At 59.5% G+C, this 20810-nt stretch carries 22 protein-coding genes; 7 read left to right on the top strand and 15 right to left on the bottom strand.

The annotated features are described in order from the left end of the window. Positions 1-30: 30 nt before the first annotated feature. The 4 genes from H4W29_RS10165 to H4W29_RS10150 form a co-directional block, all read right to left on the bottom strand. A complete protein-coding gene (locus tag H4W29_RS10165) occupies positions 31-1854 on the bottom strand; it encodes an ABC-F family ATP-binding cassette domain-containing protein (protein WP_192728809.1) in 1824 nt (607 codons plus the stop codon). 3 nt (positions 1855-1857) lie between these two features. Beyond that, the gene (locus H4W29_RS10160; protein WP_192728808.1) at positions 1858-2514 is read right to left on the bottom strand and encodes a thiamine diphosphokinase; all 657 of its coding nucleotides are present in this window, start codon (positions 2512-2514) and stop codon (positions 1858-1860) included. A gap of 123 nt (positions 2515-2637) precedes the next feature. Next, positions 2638-3312 carry an OmpW/AlkL family protein gene (locus H4W29_RS10155; protein ID WP_192728807.1) on the bottom strand — a complete coding sequence of 225 codons (675 nt, stop codon included), beginning with the start codon at positions 3310-3312 and terminating at the stop codon, positions 2638-2640. A 93-nt stretch (positions 3313-3405) separates the two neighbouring features. Beyond that, on the bottom strand, positions 3406-3930 hold the full coding sequence (locus tag H4W29_RS10150) for a MarR family winged helix-turn-helix transcriptional regulator (protein ID WP_192728806.1): 525 nt from the start codon (positions 3928-3930) through the stop codon (positions 3406-3408). A gap of 116 nt (positions 3931-4046) precedes the next feature. Between H4W29_RS10150 and H4W29_RS10145 the strand changes: the two genes are divergently transcribed. Both H4W29_RS10145 and H4W29_RS10140 read left to right on the top strand, forming a co-directional pair. Continuing rightward, positions 4047-5588: an MDR family MFS transporter gene (locus H4W29_RS10145; protein WP_192728805.1), complete on the top strand. Its 1542-nt coding sequence runs from the start codon at positions 4047-4049 to the stop codon at positions 5586-5588. Positions 5589-5969: 381 nt separating this feature from the next. Then, positions 5970-7514: a M48 family metalloprotease gene (locus H4W29_RS10140; protein WP_192728804.1), complete on the top strand. Its 1545-nt coding sequence runs from the start codon at positions 5970-5972 to the stop codon at positions 7512-7514. A 54-nt stretch (positions 7515-7568) separates the two neighbouring features. On the opposite strand, the gene H4W29_RS10135 is transcribed toward H4W29_RS10140, so the two are convergent. The 5 genes from H4W29_RS10135 to H4W29_RS10115 all read right to left on the bottom strand — a co-directional run bounded on the left by H4W29_RS10135 (position 7569) and on the right by H4W29_RS10115 (position 13852). Then, positions 7569-8432, bottom strand: a complete 864-nt coding sequence (locus tag H4W29_RS10135) for an RNA polymerase factor sigma-32 (protein ID WP_007825441.1) — start codon at positions 8430-8432, stop codon at positions 7569-7571. A gap of 382 nt (positions 8433-8814) precedes the next feature. Continuing rightward, the gene (locus tag H4W29_RS10130; protein WP_113319836.1) at positions 8815-9387 is read right to left on the bottom strand and encodes a CarD family transcriptional regulator; all 573 of its coding nucleotides are present in this window, start codon (positions 9385-9387) and stop codon (positions 8815-8817) included. Positions 9388-9784: 397 nt separating this feature from the next. Beyond that, positions 9785-10123 carry a ferredoxin FdxA gene (gene fdxA / locus H4W29_RS10125; RefSeq protein WP_192728803.1) on the bottom strand — a complete coding sequence of 113 codons (339 nt, stop codon included), beginning with the start codon at positions 10121-10123 and terminating at the stop codon, positions 9785-9787. A gap of 196 nt (positions 10124-10319) precedes the next feature. After that, on the bottom strand, positions 10320-10724 hold the full coding sequence (locus H4W29_RS10120) for an Hsp15 family ribosome-associated heat shock protein (RefSeq protein ID WP_192728802.1): 405 nt from the start codon (positions 10722-10724) through the stop codon (positions 10320-10322). A 2-nt stretch (positions 10725-10726) separates the two neighbouring features. After that, on the bottom strand, positions 10727-13852 hold the full coding sequence (locus H4W29_RS10115) for a helicase-related protein (protein ID WP_192728801.1): 3126 nt from the start codon (positions 13850-13852) through the stop codon (positions 10727-10729). A gap of 858 nt (positions 13853-14710) precedes the next feature. Here H4W29_RS10115 and H4W29_RS10110 point away from each other — a divergent pair. From H4W29_RS10110 to H4W29_RS10095, 4 genes are all read left to right on the top strand, one after another. Beyond that, positions 14711-14866 (top strand): DUF3309 family protein, encoded by a 156-nt coding sequence (locus H4W29_RS10110; protein ID WP_017962528.1) that lies wholly within the window; start codon positions 14711-14713, stop codon positions 14864-14866. A 26-nt stretch (positions 14867-14892) separates the two neighbouring features. Then, on the top strand, positions 14893-15147 hold the full coding sequence (locus H4W29_RS10105; protein WP_192728800.1) for a YMGG-like glycine zipper-containing protein: 255 nt from the start codon (positions 14893-14895) through the stop codon (positions 15145-15147). Between the two features lie 192 nt (positions 15148-15339). After that, a complete protein-coding gene (locus H4W29_RS10100) occupies positions 15340-15486 on the top strand; it encodes a hypothetical protein (RefSeq protein WP_192728799.1) in 147 nt (48 codons plus the stop codon). A gap of 67 nt (positions 15487-15553) precedes the next feature. Then, positions 15554-15697 (top strand): hypothetical protein, encoded by a 144-nt coding sequence (locus H4W29_RS10095; protein WP_192728798.1) that lies wholly within the window; start codon positions 15554-15556, stop codon positions 15695-15697. On the opposite strand, the gene H4W29_RS10090 is transcribed toward H4W29_RS10095, so the two are convergent. Beyond that, on the bottom strand, positions 15682-16407 hold the full coding sequence (locus H4W29_RS10090; protein WP_192728797.1) for a beta-ketoacyl-ACP reductase: 726 nt from the start codon (positions 16405-16407) through the stop codon (positions 15682-15684). The two genes, H4W29_RS10095 and H4W29_RS10090, sit on opposite strands and share 16 nt — an antisense overlap. Positions 16408-16474: 67 nt before the next feature. Then, a complete protein-coding gene (locus H4W29_RS10085) occupies positions 16475-17656 on the bottom strand; it encodes an acetyl-CoA C-acetyltransferase (RefSeq protein ID WP_192728796.1) in 1182 nt (393 codons plus the stop codon). 233 nt (positions 17657-17889) lie between these two features. On the opposite strand from H4W29_RS10085, the gene phaR reads away from it, so the two are divergent. Continuing rightward, the gene (gene phaR, locus H4W29_RS10080) at positions 17890-18462 is read left to right on the top strand and encodes a polyhydroxyalkanoate synthesis repressor PhaR (RefSeq protein WP_007827566.1); all 573 of its coding nucleotides are present in this window, start codon (positions 17890-17892) and stop codon (positions 18460-18462) included. Here the strand turns inward: phaR and H4W29_RS10075 are convergent. The 4 genes from H4W29_RS10075 to H4W29_RS10060 all read right to left on the bottom strand — a co-directional run bounded on the left by H4W29_RS10075 (position 18457) and on the right by H4W29_RS10060 (position 20733). After that, positions 18457-18864: a hypothetical protein gene (locus tag H4W29_RS10075; protein ID WP_112544843.1), complete on the bottom strand. Its 408-nt coding sequence runs from the start codon at positions 18862-18864 to the stop codon at positions 18457-18459. The genes phaR and H4W29_RS10075 overlap by 6 nt on opposite strands. Positions 18865-19009: 145 nt before the next feature. Next, positions 19010-19195: a 50S ribosomal protein L32 gene (rpmF, locus tag H4W29_RS10070; RefSeq protein WP_026186748.1), complete on the bottom strand. Its 186-nt coding sequence runs from the start codon at positions 19193-19195 to the stop codon at positions 19010-19012. A 155-nt stretch (positions 19196-19350) separates the two neighbouring features. Then, positions 19351-19998 (bottom strand): glutathione S-transferase family protein, encoded by a 648-nt coding sequence (locus H4W29_RS10065; protein WP_192728795.1) that lies wholly within the window; start codon positions 19996-19998, stop codon positions 19351-19353. A gap of 12 nt (positions 19999-20010) precedes the next feature. Further along, complete coding sequence (locus H4W29_RS10060) at positions 20011-20733, bottom strand: DUF1868 domain-containing protein (RefSeq protein WP_192728794.1); 723 nt, start codon at positions 20731-20733, stop codon at positions 20011-20013. Positions 20734-20810: the final 77 nt, after the last annotated feature.

Below are 20810 nucleotides of genomic sequence, written 5' to 3'. Positions count from 1 at the left end.
GATCCGACATTTCAGGAAATTTTTATCGGATCAGCCTTCCAGCTCCTCGCGCAGCATTTCGAGTTCCAGCCATTCCTCTTCCATCTTCGTCAGGCCTTCGCGCAGCTTCTCCATCTCGGACGCCAGTCGGTTAAAGGTTGCCGGATCCTTGGTGAAGAGGTTCGGATCGGCCATCTTCTCCTCACGCTTGCCGATCTCCGCTTCCGCCTTGGCCATTTCTTTCGGCAGGTTTTCGAGCGCGAATTTCTGCTTGTAGGAGAGCTTACCCTTCGAGGCGGTGGGCGTGGCGACAGCAGCCTCGGGCGCCTTAGGCCTTTCCGCCGCCTTCTCGGCCCTGCGGCGCTCCTCGGCCGCACCCTTGCGCTGCGCCAGCATGTCGGAATAGCCGCCGGCATATTCGATCCAGCGTCCATCAGGCGTTTCCGGATTGGCTGGTGCAATCGTCGAGGTCACCGTCCGGTCGAGGAAGTCGCGATCGTGGCTGACGAGGATGACAGTGCCGGCAAAGCCCGTGACGATCTCCTGCAAGAGATCCAGCGTCTCGATGTCGAGATCGTTGGTCGGTTCGTCGAGTATGAGCAGGTTCGTCGGCCGCGACAGGATGCGCGCCAGCATCAGCCGAGCACGTTCGCCGCCGGAGAGATTCTTGATCGGCGTGCGCGCCTGCTCCGGCTGGAACAGGAATTCCTTCATGTATCCGGTCACATGCCGCTGCTCGCCATTGACCAGGAGATTCTCGCCGCGCCCGTCCGTCAGGTAATTGGCGAGCGTATCCTCGGGATTCAGGTCCTCGCGTTTCTGGTCGAGGGTGGCGATTTCGAGATTGGTGCCAAGTTTCACCGTACCGCTGTCAGGCGCAAGCTGTCCCGTCAGCATCTTCAGGAGCGTCGTCTTGCCGGCGCCGTTCGGGCCGACGAGACCGATGCAATCGCCACGATGCACGCGGATCGAGAACGGCGCGACGATCGGCCGGTCGTCATAGCTCTTGGTGATCTTGTCGGCCTCGATCACCAGCTTGCCGGATTCCTGCGCATCGGAAGCGCTTGCCTGTACCGTTCCCTGCGGCCCTTTATGGCCACGATACTGCGAACGCATCGTCTGCAGCTCGCCGAGGCGGCGCATATTGCGTTTACGCCGTGCGGTCACGCCGTAGCGCAGCCAGTGCTCCTCACGCTCGATCGCTTTGCCGAGCTTATGTTGCTCCAGTTCTTCCGCCTCCAGCACCTGATCGCGCCAGGCTTCGAAAAACGCAAAGCCCTTATCGAGCCGACGGGACGTACCGCGGTCGAGCCAGACGGTCGCCGTCGAGACTTTTTCCAGAAAGCGGCGGTCGTGCGAGATCAGCACCAGCGCGCTGCGCGTCTTCTGCAATTCGCCTTCCAGCCATTCGATCGTCGGCAGGTCGAGATGGTTGGTCGGCTCGTCGAGCAGCAGAATATCGGGCTCCGGCGCCAGCACGCGTGCAAGCGCGGCGCGGCGCGCCTCGCCGCCGGACAGGTTATTCGGGTTCTCTTCGCCGGTGAGCCCCAGATGAGAGAGCAGGTAGGTGACGCGGTAGGGGTCGTCGCCCGGTCCAAGCCCAGCTTCGGCATAGGCCTGCACGGTTTCAAAGCCGACAAAATCCGGCGCCTGCTCGAGATAGCGCACCGTGGACGCCGGATGGCGGAAGACGTCACCGGACTGAGCATCGACGAGGCCGGCGGCGATCTTCAGCAGCGTCGATTTGCCCGAACCGTTGCGGCCGACAAGACAGATCTTGTCGCAGGGCTCCACCTGCAGGGCAGCGCCCGCCAGCAGCGGCGTGCCGCCGAAGCTCAGGAAGATGTCGTCGAGTTTCAGAATGGGGGGCGCCAAGTATCAGACTCCGGAAAGATCATAGGGCCGCGCGAGCACGATGGCCCTGCCGCTGGCAAGCGAAAAGCGCACAGGGCCTTCCGCCACATTGGAAATGGTGCGCGACGAGCCGAAGGGCAAATGGAAGTCGGCGAGCGGATAGCGGGCATTTTCGATGAACAGGCCACGCAGCTCGCTGAAGCCTGGCACGGAAAACAGGCTGCCCGGCGGAAGATCGAGCTCCAGCGAGCCAGGAAGCAAGGGCACGGCCTCCTCGCTGCCCGAGGTCAGCAGCATGTCGAAGCCTTTTTCCGCCAGCTCCACGGCATAGAGCAGATGCTGCAACGCGTGATCGGACCGTTCGCCGCCCAGCGCACCTGCAAGGATCAGGCGCTTCGCACCACGCTCGATTGCCTCGGCAACGGCAATTTCACCATCCGTTGCAGCCTTTGCGGCTGGATAGGGCTGGCGCGGCACGCCAGGAAAGGCGCCGTCGAGATCGGGCGGTGTGGAATCGAAATCGCCAACCCACAATTCCGGCACCACGCCCAGCGCCGCCGCATGCCGCATGCCACCGTCGGCCGCGATAAACCGGCTGTCCCGCACGGCGTCGCGCAGACGATCCGTAAGGCTGAGTGCCCCGCCGAGCAGGATGGTGAAGGTGGATTGGCTCATGGGCATTGCCCATAGCGCAAACGGGGGGTGAAGGGGAAGAGGCACCGGATATCCGGTGCCTTTCCCTCAAAGCAATTGTCGCAAAACTGTACAGCGGTTTTGCGATCGGAATTGTGTCAATCAAATGCTCTAGAAGCGATAGGTGACACCGGCACCGATCAGCCAGGGATCCAGTTTCGCCTTGCCGCTGACATCGGCACCGCCGACTGTCGCATCGAAATCGGGACGCAGGAAGATCTTCTTCACATCCAGGTTCGCACCCCAATGTTCATCGAACATGTAGTCGAAACCGGCCTGCAGCGCGACGCCGAATGTGTTCTTCACATCGAGGCTGTCGGCGCTCTTGCCGGACTGATTGTAGAAGACTGTATAGTTCACACCGGCACCGAGATAGGGTTGGAAGGCACCAAAATCGGTGAAATGATACTGCAGCGTCAACGTCGGCGGCAGCAGCCACGTCTTGCCGATTTCCCCGAGGCCGGCAATAGAGCCTTCGCCATGCACATTGGCATAGGTCGTGCCGAGAATGAGCTCCGCGGAAATATTGTCGGTGAAGAAATAGGAGATATCCACTTCCGGAATCACCGTGTCCGAATAGAACAGACCGGATCCGGGAATGCCGTCGACCGAGCCGTTGTCGCGCGTGATCACGCCAAGTGCACGCAGGCGTACCTGCCATGGGCTTTGCGTGGTCATTGGCGCGCCCGCCGAAGGCGCCAGATCGGCCGAAAGCGCCGCATGCCCGAAGGATGCGAAAACGATAGCGGCAAAAATACCCCTCAGCCGAAGCGGATGATGTTTCATGTGAATCTCTCCTGATGTCGTCGAACGAGGAGAGACTTAGGCTTGCCTTGGACGGGTCGGCTTGAGCGAGATCAAACGCTCAGACTAATTTCTTCATCCCGGCGTATCCTTGTCGCGAGAAAGGAAAATCGTCTCGTAGCCGCCGATGAATTTCTCGAACAGCCGCGAGAAAGTGTCGATTTCCTCCTGCGGCCAGTCCCGCACGACTTCGGAAACGAAGGCGAGCTTCTGGGCCCGGATTTCCGCCAGCAGATCCTTCCCGAGCGGGGTCATCACGACGACGATACGCCGCGCATCCGCCTGCGAAGCCTCACGGCGCAGGACGTTGCGGCCCACCATATCGGACACAACGCGGCTTGCCCTCGACGGATCAATGCGCAGCATCTCGGCGATAGCGCCGACCGTCACCTCGCCGTTTTCCTGTGCACGGCGCACCGCATCGAGTACGTCGAGATGCGAAAGCTCCAGATCCGGCGCCACACTCTGAATCGCCAGGCGGCCGATCAGCCGACGTCCTGTCATCATTCGCATGCGCGTCATGGTGCGGCCGATGCGGGGCACACTGTCCGAGGGATCATCAAGCTCGGTCGTTCTTGTTTTGGTCAAGGTCTCGTTCATGACGGAACCATAACAGACCGGAGCTGAAAATAAAATATGCCAACGTCAGTAATGTGCCATTGACAAATACATGACATTAGCACACAATGCACCGACATAGCGAAATGGCCCATCCCATGGATATGCAACTTGCCCCCGCACCGCTCGTAACGGATCCCCGTCGGCGGCTCATCCTCTTCTTCTTCCTGATGACCGCCATGTTCATGGCGACGCTGGATAATCAGATCGTCTCCACCGCGCTGCCGACCATCGTCGGCGAGTTCGGTCATCTGGACCGCTTCGGCTGGATCGGTTCGGCCTACCTGCTGGCGCTCAGCGCCGTCATGCCGCTCTACGGCAAGCTCGGCGATCTCTTCGGCCGCAAATATGTGATGATGACGGCGATAGCGATCTTCACGGTGGGCTCCGCTGTCTGCGGTCTCGCCGTCTCGATGAACACGCTGATTGCCGCCCGCGTGCTGCAGGGCTTCGGCGGCGGCGGCATCATGGTTTCGATCTTCGCCGTCAACGCCGACCTCTTCGAGCCGCGCGAACGCGCCCGCTATCAGAGCTATTCCAGTCTGGTCCTGATGGCCTCCGGCGCCATCGGCCCTGTCCTCGGCGGCACGATGAGCGATCTCTTCGGCTGGCGCTCCATCTTCCTCGTCAACGTGCCGATCGGCTTCATCGTACTCACCGGCCTCGCCTTCATGCTGCCGTATCGCAAGCCGCATCGCCGGCCGAAGATCGACTACGCCGGAGCGCTCCTGCTGGCGCTGACGACAACCAGCATCGTGCTTGCGACCGACAGCAGCGAGCTCTTTGGTGCGCTGATCTCGCCGCAGAGCATCGGCATCGTCGCCTTCGGTATCGTTTGCGCTATCACCTGGGTTTTAGTCGAGCGCCGGGCGCCGGAGCCTATCGTACCGCTGCCGCTTTTCCGCAATTCGACATTCAGCCTGCTGCTTGTGATCTCGATTATGGGCGGTGCGATCGCTATCGGCATGGTCAATTATCTCGCGCTCTTCCTGCAGACGACGACGGGCCTTTCGCCATCGGGCGCTGGCCTGCTCTTCATTCTGCTGACAGGCGGTCTCGTCTGCGGCTCCTTGAATGCCGGCCGCATCATTTCGAAAACCGGCCGTTACAAGCCCTTCGCCATTGCCAGCCTCACCTGCAGCGCCATTGCTTTCGCGCTGATCTCTCAGGTTCATGCCGGCACACCGATTGCCTTCATCGGCGCGATCATGCTGCTGCACGGCATCGGTATCGGCCTTGCTCAGCAGGTTCCGGTCATCGGCGTTCAGAATGCCGCACCGGCCCGCGATGTGGGTGCTGCAACCGGCTCGGTCACGCTGTCACGCATGGGCGGCGCCTCGATTGCCATCTCCATCTACGGTGCGATCATTGCATCGCAGCTCGGCAGGCTCGGCTCCTCCATCCCGGGCGTGGCCAATATCGAGGAGCTGACGCCGAAAATGATGGCAGCACTTCCCGAAGCCAGCCGCCAAGCGGTGGCCAATGCTTACGCCTCCGCCTTCTCGCCACTGTTCATGACCTCCTGCGGCATTGCTTTGATCGGTCTGGTCGCCGCCATCATGCTGAAGCCGGTGCAGCTGCCCCGCGCCGGCGAACAGAAGACCAGTCAGACCAACGTCGCCGCCGAAGCCGCGGAGTAAGTACGGGTGCGCGGCCTCAGCGCCTCCTCAATATAGCCCACTCGAAAACACTACCATCAATTGCATTCTTCGCGCGAATGTTACGCTTGCCCGCATCGGTCGCCATACTGACCGATTTTTTCCGCAGTGCAGCCGAAATCTGCACTTGCGGTGGAACTTTCGCCATAATTTCATCGGAGCGAGAAGTGCCTCGACAGGTAAGGCATTGCCGAAATGCAACGGCGCCACATTTAGATAGAGTCTCGCTATGCAACCCATGCGGAAATCGGCTACAGCAAAGACTTGGATCGGCCGATTGTGCAGCGCGAGAACCGAGGCGGAAGCCTATTGAATTTTCCTGGCAACGGCCGGCCCGAAGATACGGCAGACCGGCGACTTAAAATGGTGCGGAGAGACAGACTGGACAGCATGACGACGTGGAAATCGCCCGCGCTTTCCAGTGATGCCTTTTTTGCGCCGCGCCGTTGGGCGCGTCGTTTCCTGTTGCTGTCGGCCTGCGCCGTCGCGCTGAACAGCTGCGAGTCGTTGATCCAACAATCCTATCAGCCGACCGTCGGCCCTTCATCTAATCCGCAAATCGTCGACGAAGTGCAGAAGAACGACCCGCGCGCCGCCATGGGCGCCCGCGAGCATCCGCGCATCGTCGCGAGTTATGGCGGCGAATACAAGGACGCCAAGACCGAGCGCCTCGTCGCGCGCATCGCCGGCGCGCTGACGGCCGTTTCGGAAAATCCGAGCCAGTCCTACCGCATCACCATCCTCAACTCGCCCGCTATCAATGCCTTCGCGCTGCCGGGCGGTTATCTCTATGTCACCCGCGGTCTGCTGGCTCTCGCCAACGATGCCTCGGAAGTCGCGGCCGTGCTGTCACACGAGATGGGCCACGTCACTGCAAATCATGGCATCGAGCGGCAGAAGCGTGAAGAGGCGGAAGTCATTGCCAGCCGTGTCGTCGCCGAAGTGCTGTCTAGCGATATAGCCGGCAAACAGGCGCTTGCCCGCGGCAAGCTGCGTCTTGCTGCCTTCTCCCGCCAGCAGGAACTGCAGGCCGACGTCATTGGCGTACGCATGCTCGGCGAAGCCGGCTATGATCCTTATGCCGCAGCCCGTTTCCTCGATTCCATGGCCGCTTACAGCCGCTTCATGTCGGTCGATCCCGAGGCCGACCAGAGCCTGGACTTCCTGTCGAGCCATCCGAACTCCGCCCAGCGCATCGAGCTTGCCCGCAGCCACGCGCGCGCCTTCGGGCAGGAAGGCGCAGTCGGCGACAAGGGCCGTGATTACTATCTCGATGGCATCGACGGCCTTCTCTACGGCGACAGTCCGGAAGAGGGCTATGTGCGTGGCCAGACCTTCCTGCACGGCGGCCTCGGCATCCGCTTCGACGTGCCGCCCGACTTCAGCATCGACAACAAAGTCGAAGCCGTCATGGCAACCGGCCCGAACGATATCGCCATCCGTTTTGACGGCGTGGCCGACAACCAGAACCAGAGCCTGACGAATTACATTTCCAGCGGCTGGGTTACCGGCCTCGATCCCTCAACCATCCAGCCGATCAACGTCAATGGCATGGAGGCTGCGACCGCGCGCGCCACCGCCGACCGCTGGGACTTCGATGTCACGGTCATCAGAAACAACAATCAGATCTTCCGCTTTCTGACGGCGGTGCCGAAAGGCAGCCCGTCGCTGGAGCCGACGGCAAACGTTCTGCGCGCAAGCTTCCGCCGCATGACGCCGGACGAAGCCGCTTCGCTGAAGCCGCTGCGCGTGCGGGTGGTCACAGTCCGCCCTGGTGAGAACATAACCACGCTCGCTTCCCGCATGATGGGTACCGATCGCAAGCTTGATCTCTTCAAACTGATCAACGCCCTGCCAACGGGCGCTGCCATCTCTCCCGGCGACCGCGTGAAGATTATCTCCGAATAAAAGAAGGCCCGGCTTGTGCCGGGCCAGTCTGTGCTGCTGGGGAGTAATTCTTAGTCAAGCATAGGCTGCCATATGCGGATCGGCGCTGACGAGCGCCGTGCGAAGCTTTTCCATCGCCCGGCTTTCGATCTGGCGCACGCGCTCCTTGGAAATGCCGAGGTCAGCGCCGAGCTCTTCGAGTGTTGCTCCATCTTCGGCGAGGCGCCGCGCGCTGATGATCTTCATTTCACGCTCGTTGAGATGCTTGAGGGCAGATGCAAGCCAGACCCGGCGGCGTTCGCCGTCGATCATGTTCGAGACTTGCTCATCCGGCAGCGGTTCGTCGCTGACGAGGAAATCCATCTTTTCCGCACTGTCGGCATCACCTGAAACGGAAGGCGCCTGCAATGATGCGTCGTTGCCGGAAAGGCGCGCATCCATGGTCTGTACGTCGGCAAGGCTGACACCGAGTGCAGCGGCGATTTCCTGATGAATGGATTGCAGTGTCAGCTGCGTATCGCCCTTGGCGAGCTTGGCGCGCAGACGTCGCAGATTGAAGAACAGTGCCTTCTGGGCTGAACTCGTACCGCCGCGCACGATCGACCAATTGCGTAGGATATAGTCCTGGATCGAGGCGCGGATCCACCAGCTTGCGTAGGTGGAAAAGCGCACATCGCGCGCCGGTTCGAACCGGGCCGCGGCCTCGAGAAGCCCGACATAGCCTTCCTGCACGAGATCGCTCATCGGCAGGCCGAAATTACGGAACTTGCCTGCCATGGAAATGACGAGACGCATATGCGCCATGGCGATCTGGTTGCGGGCGCCGCGGTCTTCGTGATCCTTCCAGCGGATGGCCAGATTGTGCTCTTCTTCACGGGCAAGATAGGGAGCCGCCATTGCTATTTTGATCATGCGCCGATCTGCAGACATGTTCTTCATAATCGCTCTCCTAAATGGGCCACGTGCCTAAAAATGAACAAGCAAACATCGTTTCCGGAACATCGCTGCACCGGAGCAAACCAGGGGTCTTGAATGCATAAAGGCCTCCTCCTGGACTTTTCAGGAGGAGGCCCTATCTCTCGTCATGTGCCGGCAAGACGGCAGGGCTGGATCTGTTTCTTGAGATTGCCGGAAAGGCAAATTCTGGAAATCATGATCCGCTCCTCATCGAACGCTGACAGCTTCAGCGGAATTCAAACCGAGCTTCATGGGCTCCGGTCATGTCCGCATTACTGTGTATGAACGTCGCAACGGCAAAAAAGTTCCAATAAAAAACCCGGCTCCAAGGCCGGGTTTTTTCATGTGCAAAAACAAAGCGCTATCAAGCGGCCTCGTCCTGCGAATCGTCTTCCTCGATTACCTTGCCACGCTTCGGACCCTTGTTGAGATTGGTCTCGACGAGGCGAACAGCTTCGGTTTCAGACATCTTGTTGACGGCAGCGATTTCGCGAGCCATCCGGTCGAGGGCAGCCTCATAGAGCTGACGCTCGGAATAGGACTGCTCCGGCTGGTTCTCGGCACGGTAGAGATCGCGAACGACTTCTGCGATGGAAATCAGGTCGCCGGAATTGATCTTGGCATCATACTCCTGGGCGCGGCGGGACCACATGGTGCGCTTGACGCGAGCTTTGCCCTGCACGACCTTGAGGGCGCGCTCAACGAAGTCGGTCTCGGAAAGCTTGCGCATGCCGATGCTCATGGCTTTCGCGACCGGAACCTTCAGACGCATCTTGTCCTTTTCGAAATCGATGACGAAAAGTTCAAGCTTCATGCCGGCGACTTCTTGCTCTTCGATAGCCGTGATGGTACCGACGCCGTGTGCGGGGTACACGATCGATTCACCAGTCTTGAAGCCGTGACGTGCGGTAGAAGGTTTTTTCTGCTGGATGGTCATTCTAATCAAAAACTCCCTGTTACGCTACCGGCGGCGGCCGGAGCCGGGTCAGTCAGGCCCGGATGAGACGGTTAAACCCGTCGGGTGACTTCACTCTGGTTCCACCAGACAGAAGCAAAAGGTATCCTTGCGCGCGATCTTGGGATCCGACAGCTCAAGTTATTGATATGTCACGGAAACCGCGTACGGATTTGTTTTACTTTCGTGATGGTTTTGGGCATGCGTCATGCCACAAATGGAACAGTGTGGTGAACGTATCACAAAAATATGAGGAAATCAATAATTTGCTTAGTGTGAGTCATGTGGGCAACACATAGCGCTCATGTGACTCACGCGTAATTTGAAACGTTTAAGCTGCCGCTGAACCCGGTTTCAGCGACGCCGGACGTCGAAATTTTCAGTCGCCGCTCCCCGGCTTTTCCGAGAAGTATTTCTCGAATTTTCCGGTCTCGCCGTCGAGCTCCTTGGCCTCGGCCATCGGCTCTTTCTTGACCGTGATGTTCGGCCAGATGCTCGCATATTCAGCGTTGATCTTCAGCCACTTGTCGAGACCCGGCTCGGTATCGGGCTTAATCGCCTCGGCCGGACATTCCGGCTCGCAAACACCGCAGTCGATGCACTCATCGGGATGGATGACGAGGAAATTCTCGCCCTCGTAGAAACAGTCGACCGGGCAGACTTCAACACAATCGGTGTATTTGCAGCGAATGCAATTATCGGTCACGACATAGGTCATGAAGAACTCCAGGATTTTCCATACGGGCGGGGCCGGGCAACCTGGAACGTCGCGCCTGTCCCCCTAGCCGGAAAGAAAGCGTGGACAGGCTTGGGAGGCAAGCACGCTACCCGGCAGGTTGTGTGTCACGTATCGGCTTTATAGCAGGATTTCAAGGACAAACGATCTTCGAAAAGCTGACGGCAGGAAGAGTTTTCTAATCCTCGTCCGACATCAGCCTGTCGATTGCGCGTCGCTCCTTTTTCGTCGGTCTTCCGGAGCCGGTGGCCCGAATAGCCTGCTCATAGGGGGTGAGGCGTTTTGCCACATCCGGAGGCGGCGACAGATCCTCATAAAGCAGCTTCGCCTCCTCATAGGGTCCGCGTCGCTCGCCAGGCAGCCGGACGACGAGAATGACATCCCGCCGCTCCAGCGTCAGCTCAACACGATCGCCCACCTTGACCGTCTGGCTCGGCTGCGCACAGCGCGCGCCATTGATACTGACGTGACCGGACTGGATATGGCTCTGCGCCAGCGAGCGCGATTTCACCATACGTGCGAAGAACAGCCATTTGTCGATGCGCTGGCGCGAACCGCTCCCTGGCTGTGTCTCTCCGCCCATGATTACTTCTTCATCTGCTCCTTGAGCGCTGCAAGCTTAGCGAAGGGCGAATCCGGATCGATCGGCTTCTCCTTGCGCGGCGGCTTGGCCTCGAAGCGCAGCGGCTGCGAATTGCCGCGGTTGCTGTTACGGTCGTTGCGATCGCCACGATCCTTGCGGTCTCCGCGGTCCTGACGGTCACCGCGCTGCTCGTTGCGGTCATTGCGCGCATGCTGGGGCCTGCCCCCATCACGATTGCCGCCTTCCCGGTTACCGTCGCGATTGCCGCCATCCCGGTTGCGGTTGTTATTGCGATTGCCGTCCCGGCTCTCGCCGCCTTCGCTACCGCCCTGGCGACGATTGTTGCGCTCGCCGCGGTCCTGACCCTGGCCTTGGCCCTGTCCGCCACGGCGGTCGCCATGGCCGCGCGCCTGGCGCTGGTTTTCGTTGCGGCCACCGAGGCGCCACAGGAGAACCGGCTTCGGTTCCGCAGCTTCGCCCGCCTCAGCCGAACCTTCGGCACCTGCAGGCGTTTCCGCAGCCACCGGTGCGGCTTCGACCGCGGGCACTTCTTCCGAAGCGCCATCTGCGTCGTCATGATCGGCCTTTTCAGCCGTTTCCTCTGCTGCGGCCTCAGCCACCGCCGCAGCCGGAGCGGATGCTGCATCCTGCGTGGCGAGGAATGCAGCTGCCTCCTCGACCTTCACGGCGTCGGCGCGGTAGCCGAGACCCTTGAGGATCTCTTCCATATCTTCGAGCGTCGCACCGAGAATGGACAGCATCGCCGTCGTCGTCGTGAAGCGGCGACCGTCATAGGCGCCGTCCGGACGCGTGCCCTGACCCGGCTTCCACTGCAGCAGCGGACGGATGAGGTCGGCCAGACGCTCGAGAATGTCGATACGCACGGCGCGCTTGCCGAGGAAGCGGAAGCCCGCGAGCTTGTAGAACATACGCTCGAAGCTCGGATCGGTGACCACGGAGGTGCGGCCGGCAGCGAGCACCGGAATGAGATCGCCGTAGCCCGGCTTGTCGAGGCCGTCATTCTTGAGCCCCCAGAGCAGGGTGATGAGCTCTGCCGGCGCCGGCTTCAGAAGCGCCGGCACGAAGATATGATAAGCGCCGAAGCGGATACCGTAGCGGCGCATGGAAGCGCGCGCATCCTGATCCAGAGACTTCACTTCTTCCGTCACGTCGCGGCGGAAGAGCACGCCGAGATTCTCGACGAGCTGGAAGGCGAGCCCCTTGGCAAGACCCTGCAGGTCTTCGGCGCGCGATAGGTCGTCGAGCGGCTTCAGCACCGTGCTGATATGATGATTGACGAAACGCTCGATACGGGCGGCGACATGGTCGCGCGCATTGCCCGTGAGCTGCTCGTCGGCAAGCAGGATGACACGCGGACGCATCACATGGTCACTGCCCGAAAGGCGGCCGACGGGATCGCCGAGCCAACGGACCAGCCCATCCGAACCGATCGCCAGATCGGCATTGCCTGCGGCGTGCAAGCGTGCGGCGCGAGCTTCGAATTCAAGAGCAAGCGCCTTCTGCGACGCAGCCTGAACCGCCTTGGCGTCCGGCCCGTCCGTTCCCCCGACAGGCGTGAAACGGAACCCGGTCAACTGCCCCACATGATGTCCTTCGACAAAGACATCGCCATTCACACTGATTTCAGCTTCCAGCATCGCATTCTCTCTCAGGCGCTTCATGAGCACAGATGTCCTGCGATCAACAAAGCGTTTCGTCAACCTTTCATGTAACGCATCGGACAATCGATCTTCGATTTCCCGCGTCTTTTCCTGCCAGTGTGTCGGATCGGCAAGCCAGCCGGGCCGATTCGATACATAGGTCCAGGTTCTTATCTGCGCGATTCGCGCCGAAAGAGTGTCAATTTCTCCATCTGTCCGATCCGAACGATGAACCTGTTCGGCTAGAAACTGCTCGTTCACCGTGCCATAGCGCACCAGATCGGAAAAGAGGGTAGAAATAAGATCGGCATGTTGCGCAGGCGTTATGCGCCGATAGTCCGGCAGAGCGCAAGCCTCCCAGAGCTTTTCGACCCGCGCCGGCGTGTTAGCGAGATCAATGATTTCCGGATAGCGCGACAAATGGTCGAGCGCTTGCTGGTCGACGGACGGCAGCGCTCGCGTCAGCCCCGGCACGCGGGGCCCGGTCTCAAGGCTTGCCCGCAGGGATTGTATCGAGGAAAAATCGAGGTCCTTGGTGCGCCATTGGAGAACCTTGATATTGTCGAACTCATGGCCCTCGATGCGTTGCACGAGTTCTTCATCGAAGGGTGAAACCTGGCCGGTGACGCCAAAGGTTCCGTCGCGCACATGGCGGCCGGCGCGGCCAGCGATCTGGCCGAGCTCGCCGGGGTTGAGGTTGCGGAATTGATAACCGTCGAACTTCCGGTCCTGCGCAAAGGCCACATGGTCGACATCGAGATTGAGGCCCATGCCGATCGCATCGGTCGCGACGAGATATTCGACGTCGCCCTCCTGGTAGAGTGCCACCTGCGCATTGCGGGTGCGGGGGCTGAGCGCCCCGAGCACCACAGCCGCGCCGCCGCGCTGGCGCCGGATCAGTTCTGCGATCGCATAAACTTCGTCCGCCGAGAAGGCGACGATCGCCGAACGCTGCGGCAGCCGGGTAATCTTCTTTTGCCCGGCATAGAGTAGGTGGGAAAGCCGCGGCCGCTCCGTGACGGTAATCCCCGGCAGAAGCTGCTGCAGGATCGGCCGCATGGTGCCGGCACCCAATAGAAGCGTCTCCTCGCGGCCGCGTAGATGCAGGATACGGTCTGTAAAGATATGGCCGCGCTCGAGATCTCCTGCGAGCTGCACTTCATCGATAGCGACGAAAGCTGCCTTGGTTTCCCGCGGCATCGCTTCGACCGTGCAGACGGAGAAACGCGCATTCGGCGGCGAGATCTTTTCTTCGCCGGTCACCAGCGCCACATTCTGGGCGCCCACCTTTTCGACGACGCGCGTATAGACTTCGCGCGCCAGCAGGCGGAGCGGCAGGCCGATGACACCTGTACCATGCGCCACCATACGTTCGATCGCATAATGGGTCTTGCCGGTATTGGTCGGTCCGAGCACCGCGGTCACGCCGCGCCCGCTCAGTATCATCGGCTGTGAAGTCAGTGTCATGTTCCATGCAAGTGAGGCGGTGACGCCCCGGGGTCAAGTCGGAGCCGCGAATGAAGCACAGAACACATGGACAGCCGAAGCTTCAAACGCAAGGGCAGATTTGAAATAGACTTTGGATTGAGCACGGAAGTCACAGCCCGCTAAGTCCTTGATTTAAGATTCGGAACAGCTTGAGAACGAATCGGAGACGAATCGCTGACTCCGGCTGATTCAGCTTTTGTTCACGGCTAAGTATTGATTTTGAATCGCTTTTTTACACTAGATGCTGAATCTGCAGACTCGCCTGCGAACAAATACTGGCGACCGCGATTAACGCTTCTTGCCGCATCGTAAAAACGCAAAGGTCAAGCCCAAAATTAACGCTTCGACCAAAGCCGGAACGAATCGGAGACGAATCGCTGCTGTCGAGGTTTTCCCCTTTCGTTCACGGCGATATCTTGTGGACGCTTTCGTCACCGAGCCCAAGATGCGGGTTTCGGATTTGCGCAGTTATCCGAGCTCTCGGATCGCGTTAATCTTTTACATGCTGAATTTACGGAGCCTTAAGCAGGCCGGCGCCGGCAAGCCGATGAAAAGTCCTGACTGATCAAAGCCGGAACGAATCGCTGACGAATCGGAGACATCTTCGTTTTCCTGCTTTGTTCACCGCAACATATTGTATTCAAAGGGATTTTTAACCATATTCGAAAATGCCCGATAACATTTCGCCGACTTGCTTTCGAAGGAACCGGCTAAATTCGGCTTCTGTCCCAATGGGCGATAACGCCGCCGTGATATTCTGAGAGTTTAGCCGGGAACAAAAGCCGCGGATGCGGGTTTCTAGTCCAGTCGAAATGAGGATGAGACAGGACAAACACCATGCTTGGCACGATACTTCTTATTATCCTTATTCTGTTGTTGATTGGCGCCTTGCCGAATTGGGGTTATAGCCGCGGCTGGGGCTATGGACCTTCCGGTGGTTTGGGGTTAGTTCTCGTCATCATTATCATTCTTGTACTGATGGGCCGAATTTAAAGGCCGGTAACCTGGGGAGTTGAGACATGAAGAAGATCATCCTTAGCTGCGCTCTCATTGGCGCTCTCGCATCCTGCACCCCAACGGAGCAGGGCACGGCAATTGGTGCTGGCACGGGCGCTATCATCGGTGGCGCTGTCAGCAATAGCTGGGGTGGCGCGGCAGTCGGCGCAGTCGCCGGCGGTCTGACAGGCGCACTGATCGGCCAGTCGGTTGAACGCCGCGGCTACTGCATCTATCGCGACCGCTACGGTCGCCGCTACGAAGCGCGTTGCCGCTAATCAGCATCGGCCCATCGGAAATTTTCAACGGGCGCTTCGGCGCCCGTTTTTCTTGAGCGCTTTTGTCGTCAACGCCGCGTTGACGATCGGTCGCTGAAGTCAAATCTACCGCGCCGCCAGCACCAAGCCCATATTCCTTTCAACATCGCAGGGCAGAGCATGTGCCGCCCGTGATTACAAAGGAACGCTACCATGGCCCAGATTTTCCTGAATTCCGCGATCTCCATCCTGATCGCCTCGGCCTTCCTCACGACGGCCGTCGCTGCCCTCCGCAGCCAGGACCGCTCCGTCCAGAAAGTGCCCGTCAAAGCCAATAGACGGCGTCATCCAAACGCCTGACTCGATCAATGAACCGAAACCGCGTGACAGCAACTATCCGAGCGCGCGTCCGCAGGAAGACACGACCATGAACAGGATCGTCGCAACCGCCGCCCTCATCACCCATTGCTTCGCGGCCTATGGCGCATCTGCCGGCCCCTATGACAGTGCCGGCAGCTTCCCGAGCAACTACGCTCACAGTCAGAAGAAACAGGCTCAGACGAAGAACTGACCACCATTGGCTGTTAATGTCGAACCGGTGATGAACCCGGCATCGTCGGAAACGAGGAAGGTCACGCAGCGCGCGATCTCCTCGGGTTCGCCGAGGCGCCCAACCGGGATTTGCGGAATGATCTTCTCATTCAGCACCTTTTCCGGCACCGCAAGCACCATCTCCGTCCCGATATAACCGGGGCAGATGGCATTGACGGTGATGTTCTTGACCGCACCTTCCTGGGCAAGCGCCTTGGTAAACCCGAGGTCGCCGGCTTTGGCGGCAGAATAGTTCACCTGCCCCATCTGGCCCTTCTGGCCGTTGATGGAGGAGATATTGACGATGCGGCCAAAGCTGCGGTCACGCATGCCGCTCCAGACATGGTGCGTCATATTGAAGAGGCCGGTGAGGTTGGTATTGATCACCTCATGCCACTGCTGCGGCGTCATCTTGTGAAACATCGCATCGCGCGTGATGCCGGCATTGTTGACGAGGATATCGACCGGACCGAGTTCGTCCTGGACCCTTGCAATACCTTCCCCGCAGGCAACATAGTCGGATACGTCCCACTTGAAGACCGGCACGCCGGTAACATCATGAAATGCCTTGGCCTTTTCATCATTGCCGGCATAGTTTGCTGCGACCTTATAGCCGGCATTCCTGAGTGCCATCGAAATTGCCGCGCCAATGCCGCGCGTACCACCAGTGACCAAAGCCACTCTGCTCATGTTCCGCTCCCCTGCTGTTGTTGGCCCGCTCGCGCGCAGGCCTTATGAAACATGCATCGTACGCTATTTACATCGCCTCGAAGCACATCGCGACACCCATGCCGCCGCCGATGCACAGTGTTGCGAGACCCTTTTTGGCGCCGCGGCGCTTCATTTCGAAGAGTAGCGTGTTGAGGACGCGCGCACCCGAAGCGCCGATCGGATGACCGATCGCGATCGCGCCACCATTGACGTTGACGATATCAGGATCCCAGCCGAGATCCTTGTTCACGGCGCAGGCTTGGGCCGCGAAGGCTTCATTGGCCTCGACGAGGTCTAGATCGGCAACGGACCAGCCGGCCTTTTCCAGAGCCTTGCGGGAGGCGGGGATCGGGCCAGTCCCCATGACCTGCGGATCGACACCGGCTGTTGCCCAGGAAACGATGCGGGCAAGCGGCTGGATGCCGCGTCGCGATGCTTCCGCTTCGCTCATCAGCACGGCTGCGGCAGCGCCGTCGTTGAGACCGGAAGCGTTCGCCGCGGTCACCGTGCCATCCTTGTCGAAGGCCGGCCGCAGCTTGGCCATAGCCTCCAACGTCGCGCCGTGGCGGATATATTCGTCGGCATCGACGGTCACATCGCCCTTGCGGCCCTGAATGACGAAGGGAACGATTTCGTCCCTGAAGCGGCCAGCCTTCTGCGCTGCTTCGGCCTTGTTCTGCGAGCTGACGGCGAACTGGTCCTGATCGTCGCGTGAAAGCTGCCACTGGCGTGCGATATTTTCAGCAGTAACGCCCATGTGATAGCCGTAAAAGGCGTCGGTCAGACCGTCCTTGATCATGGTGTCGATCATCTTCATGTCGCCCATCTTCACGCCACCGCGCAAATGCGCTGCATGTGGCGCCATCGACATGGATTCCTGACCGCCGGCGACGATGATCTTCGCATCGCCGAGCGCGATCTGCTGCATGCCGAGGGCAACGGCACGCAGACCGGAACCACAGAGCTGATTGACGCTCCAGGCCGTCGCCTCCTTGGGAACACCAGCCTTCATCGCCGCCTGGCGAGCGGGGTTCTGGCCCTCGCCGGCCTGCAGGACCTGGCCAAGGATAACCTCGTCCACGTCTTCGGGGGAAACACTTGCCCGCTCCAGCGCGCCCTTGACGGCGGCTGCGCCGAGCTCGTGAGCGGGAATTGTGCCGAAAGCACCGTTAAAGGAACCGACAGCGGTGCGCGCTGCGCTGGCGATGACGACGGATGAACTGCTCATGGGGTGGTTTCCTCGTTTCTCGTCACACATATAAGTGGAAACTGACAAAGCTGCAGGCGCAAGTCAAATGCCAAGACCATTCCACCATTTGCTGCAGCGCCCTCGAATGGATTTATCCGTACAGGGAAAGGGCTTGCCGCATCGCACAAAGAGATTGTCACCGCCCTTCTTTTGCGTCTACAGTCTCTGGTGGAGGAGTATCCATACAATCAGACGGGGTTCGGGAGACTGATATGGCGAAGACTGAGGGTCAGATCGTAATAAAGAAATATGCCAATCGCCGCCTCTATAATACAGGCACCAGCACTTACGTGACGCTGGAAGACCTGGCGGAGATGGTGAAGAAGGGGGAGGATTTTGTTGTTCAGGACGCCAAAAGCGGTGACGACATCACGCATTCGGTACTGACCCAGATTATTTTCGAGCAGGAATCGAAGACCGGCAACACGCTGCTTCCGATCTCCTTCCTGCGCCAGCTGATTACCTACTATGGCGACCAGATGCAGATGGTCGTTCCGAGCTTCCTGGAACATTCCATGCGCGCTTTCACGGAACAGCAGTCGCAGATCCGCGAGCAGGTGAACCGTGCCTTCGGTGAAACGCCGCTCGGCAAGAACCTGCAGCTTCCCATGCAGATGGTCGAGGAGCAGGTCCGCCGGAATACCGAGATGTTCCAGCAGGCCATGCAGATGTTCTCGCCCTTCATGACGCCGCCGCCAAAGGAAAGCCGCAAGGCAGAGGCGAAGGACATCGACGAGCTGAAGGAACAGCTGCGCGCGCTGCAGAACAAGCTCGACAACCTATAGGCCAATCGAAACGTCCCGGCCGGCGCTGCGGATCGACACCGCAAAGCCGCCGATCACGTCGATCAGCGCAATGGTCATCAGGATGAAGAAAACCTGGGTCGCCGCATCCTGGACGAGCAGAAACTCGACCAGGAAGGCGATGAAGACCAGCATCGACAGCATATGATTGATGAGGTTGCCGGAACCGTTCCGGGTTGCCTTCAGGATCTCGAAGAAGAGTACGACGAGCGCCACGACGATGAAGAGATCGCCGAGCGCCATGCTCCAGATTGCGCCCGAAAGCATCGACAGCACGATCACGTCATGCTGGAGCGACGGAATACCGCCACCGCCCATCAGGCCCAGCATCGCCAGATTGTAAAGAATAAATGGAATAACCATCAGCGGTATTGTGTTAATCATGCAGAAATACCTCCCCGATCTCGCGGGAATACTGCCTGATATCAGTGTCTCACTTCAAGACACCGAAGATTATAATATCTTGAAAAGAAAAAGGCCGGCATTGAGCCGGCCTTCAAAACTTTCATCGGACAAGCCGCATAAAGAATTATGCGTTTTCCTTCGGCGTCAGAACCTGACGGCCACGGTACATACCGGTCTTCAGATCGATATGGTGCGGGCGGCGCAGCTCGCCGGAGTTCTTGTCTTCGACGTAGGTCGGAGCCTTCAGCGCATCAGCCGAACGGCGCATGCCGCGCTTGGACGGGCTCGTTTTTCTCTTCGGTACAGCCATTTTTCTTACTCCACTTGCGGGCAAAACATTCCCACGGCCAGACTGGCGGCCGAAACGGACATGTCGCGATTTCGGAATTTTGCGCGCTTATACATGCAAGGGGCGGCCTTGACCAGTCCCCATATGTATTTTTTGCGATGCCTCTGATTCTCCGCTCAGACTTCGTCTTCCGGCACGATCCAACGCTCGGCGCGGGCCGCTTCTTCCCACTTCCGCCAGGCCGGATGCGCCTTCATCACGTTCATGTAAGCCAGTGTATCGGCGCTGCTGACGAGATCATAGATATCGAAGCGATTGACGACAGGCGCAAACATCGCATCCACTCCACTGAATGCACCGAAGAGGAACGGTCCACCGGATTTCTGCAGTAGATCACGCCAGATTGTCTGGATGCGACTGATATCGGCAGAGACGCCGCCAGGCATCGCGATCTTGCCCTTTGGCCGGCGAATATTCATCGGGCAAGCGTTGCGCAGCACCCGGAAGCTCGACATCATCTCGGCGGAGACCGAACGGGCGAGCGCCCGCTCGGCACGATCCTTCGGAAGCAACCCGGCATCGGGATAGAGCTCGGCCACATATTCGATAATCGCAAAGGATTCCCAGATCTTCAGAGCACCGTGCTGCAGCAAGTGCACGTGGCCGCTCGGCGAGACCGCCTTGATGTTGGGATTGCCGTTTGGATAATCGAAGGGGATCAACACTTCCTCGAAATCGATGCCGCCGCCCGTCAGCGCCATCCACGGCCGGAACGACCAGGAAGAGTAGTTCTTATTGGCGATATAGAGCGTCAGCTTGTCCATGGTGTGGTCCTGTCAAGGTTCGAAATCGAAGATCAGCAGTTCGTGGAAGTGGTTCATATCCTCGAACACGCAGAAGGCCGGCGGATTGAGTTCCAGGACCGGCGCCTTGCTGCGGATGTCCTCTGTCACCTCGTCAAGCATCGCCTGCCAGCGCGGCAGCGCCTCGTCTTCCAGCCGCTCGATCGCATAGGTGAAGGTCATGTGGAACTTGTAATTCTCATGGTTGGGCTGACGGTAACCCAGGAGATCGGCGAAGGCATCGCGCCAGGCGCGCATAACCTTGCGGTCATCCTCTGTCGCCCCATCGAGGAGCAGGCCGGACGGACGGGCTTCGACGATCGCGACCTTGAACGGATCGAACATCGTGAAGCCTTCGAGCCGCGCGCCCATGAGCTCCGTCATATCGTCGATCGGCGTATCGAGCGGAATATTATCAGGCCAATGGTTCTCTTTGCGGCCGGTCTCGATCACGCCTTCAAAGAGCGTCATGTGGAGGCTGGTTATTGGCGTGAAGATGAATTGTGGTGCCTCGGGCATCGCCAGATATCTCTCACGCGCTTCGATCAGCACCTGCTGCGTTTTTGAGCCCCGCGGGGGATGGCAGACGATCGTGTTACCCTGCTCCGGCAAGAAGCCGCCGAGCTTGTGATAGCGGGAGCCGAGATGCCGCGGCGGAGCCGGATTATGGGTCTTCGAATACTGAAGCAGCTCGGGCGAAAGTGTCGTGGTGGTCATGGGCGACTCGGGGCTTTGATTGCTGATGCATTCGCCCATATGGCAGGATCAAGAATGTCAGATGACGCTTGCCGCTA

The sequence above is a fragment of the Rhizobium viscosum genome, from assembly GCF_014873945.1.
GTDB lineage: Bacteria > Pseudomonadota > Alphaproteobacteria > Rhizobiales > Rhizobiaceae > Rhizobium > Rhizobium viscosum.
This window is presented reverse-complemented; position numbering and strand designations above follow the sequence as displayed.

Coding starts and splice junctions, on each gene's coding strand:
- H4W29_RS10160 (WP_192728808.1), bottom strand. CDS start 2,514: ATGCCCATGAGCCAATCCACCTTCACCATCCTGCTCGGCGGGGCACTC.
- H4W29_RS10155 (WP_192728807.1), bottom strand. CDS start 3,312: ATGAAACATCATCCGCTTCGGCTGAGGGGTATTTTTGCCGCTATCGTT.
- H4W29_RS10150 (WP_192728806.1), bottom strand. CDS start 3,930: ATGAACGAGACCTTGACCAAAACAAGAACGACCGAGCTTGATGATCCC.
- H4W29_RS10145 (WP_192728805.1), top strand. CDS start 4,047: ATGGATATGCAACTTGCCCCCGCACCGCTCGTAACGGATCCCCGTCGG.
- H4W29_RS10140 (WP_192728804.1), top strand. CDS start 5,970: ATGGTGCGGAGAGACAGACTGGACAGCATGACGACGTGGAAATCGCCC.
- H4W29_RS10135 (WP_007825441.1), bottom strand. CDS start 8,432: ATGAAGAACATGTCTGCAGATCGGCGCATGATCAAAATAGCAATGGCG.
- H4W29_RS10130 (WP_113319836.1), bottom strand. CDS start 9,387: ATGACCATCCAGCAGAAAAAACCTTCTACCGCACGTCACGGCTTCAAG.
- fdxA (WP_192728803.1), bottom strand. CDS start 10,123: ATGACCTATGTCGTGACCGATAATTGCATTCGCTGCAAATACACCGAT.
- H4W29_RS10120 (WP_192728802.1), bottom strand. CDS start 10,724: ATGGGCGGAGAGACACAGCCAGGGAGCGGTTCGCGCCAGCGCATCGAC.
- H4W29_RS10115 (WP_192728801.1), bottom strand. CDS start 13,852: ATGACACTGACTTCACAGCCGATGATACTGAGCGGGCGCGGCGTGACC.
- H4W29_RS10110 (WP_017962528.1), top strand. CDS start 14,711: ATGCTTGGCACGATACTTCTTATTATCCTTATTCTGTTGTTGATTGGC.
- H4W29_RS10105 (WP_192728800.1), top strand. CDS start 14,893: ATGAAGAAGATCATCCTTAGCTGCGCTCTCATTGGCGCTCTCGCATCC.
- H4W29_RS10100 (WP_192728799.1), top strand. CDS start 15,340: ATGGCCCAGATTTTCCTGAATTCCGCGATCTCCATCCTGATCGCCTCG.
- H4W29_RS10095 (WP_192728798.1), top strand. CDS start 15,554: ATGAACAGGATCGTCGCAACCGCCGCCCTCATCACCCATTGCTTCGCG.
- H4W29_RS10090 (WP_192728797.1), bottom strand. CDS start 16,407: ATGAGCAGAGTGGCTTTGGTCACTGGTGGTACGCGCGGCATTGGCGCG.
- H4W29_RS10085 (WP_192728796.1), bottom strand. CDS start 17,656: ATGAGCAGTTCATCCGTCGTCATCGCCAGCGCAGCGCGCACCGCTGTC.
- phaR (WP_007827566.1), top strand. CDS start 17,890: ATGGCGAAGACTGAGGGTCAGATCGTAATAAAGAAATATGCCAATCGC.
- H4W29_RS10075 (WP_112544843.1), bottom strand. CDS start 18,864: ATGATTAACACAATACCGCTGATGGTTATTCCATTTATTCTTTACAAT.
- rpmF (WP_026186748.1), bottom strand. CDS start 19,195: ATGGCTGTACCGAAGAGAAAAACGAGCCCGTCCAAGCGCGGCATGCGC.
- H4W29_RS10065 (WP_192728795.1), bottom strand. CDS start 19,998: ATGGACAAGCTGACGCTCTATATCGCCAATAAGAACTACTCTTCCTGG.
- H4W29_RS10060 (WP_192728794.1), bottom strand. CDS start 20,733: ATGACCACCACGACACTTTCGCCCGAGCTGCTTCAGTATTCGAAGACC.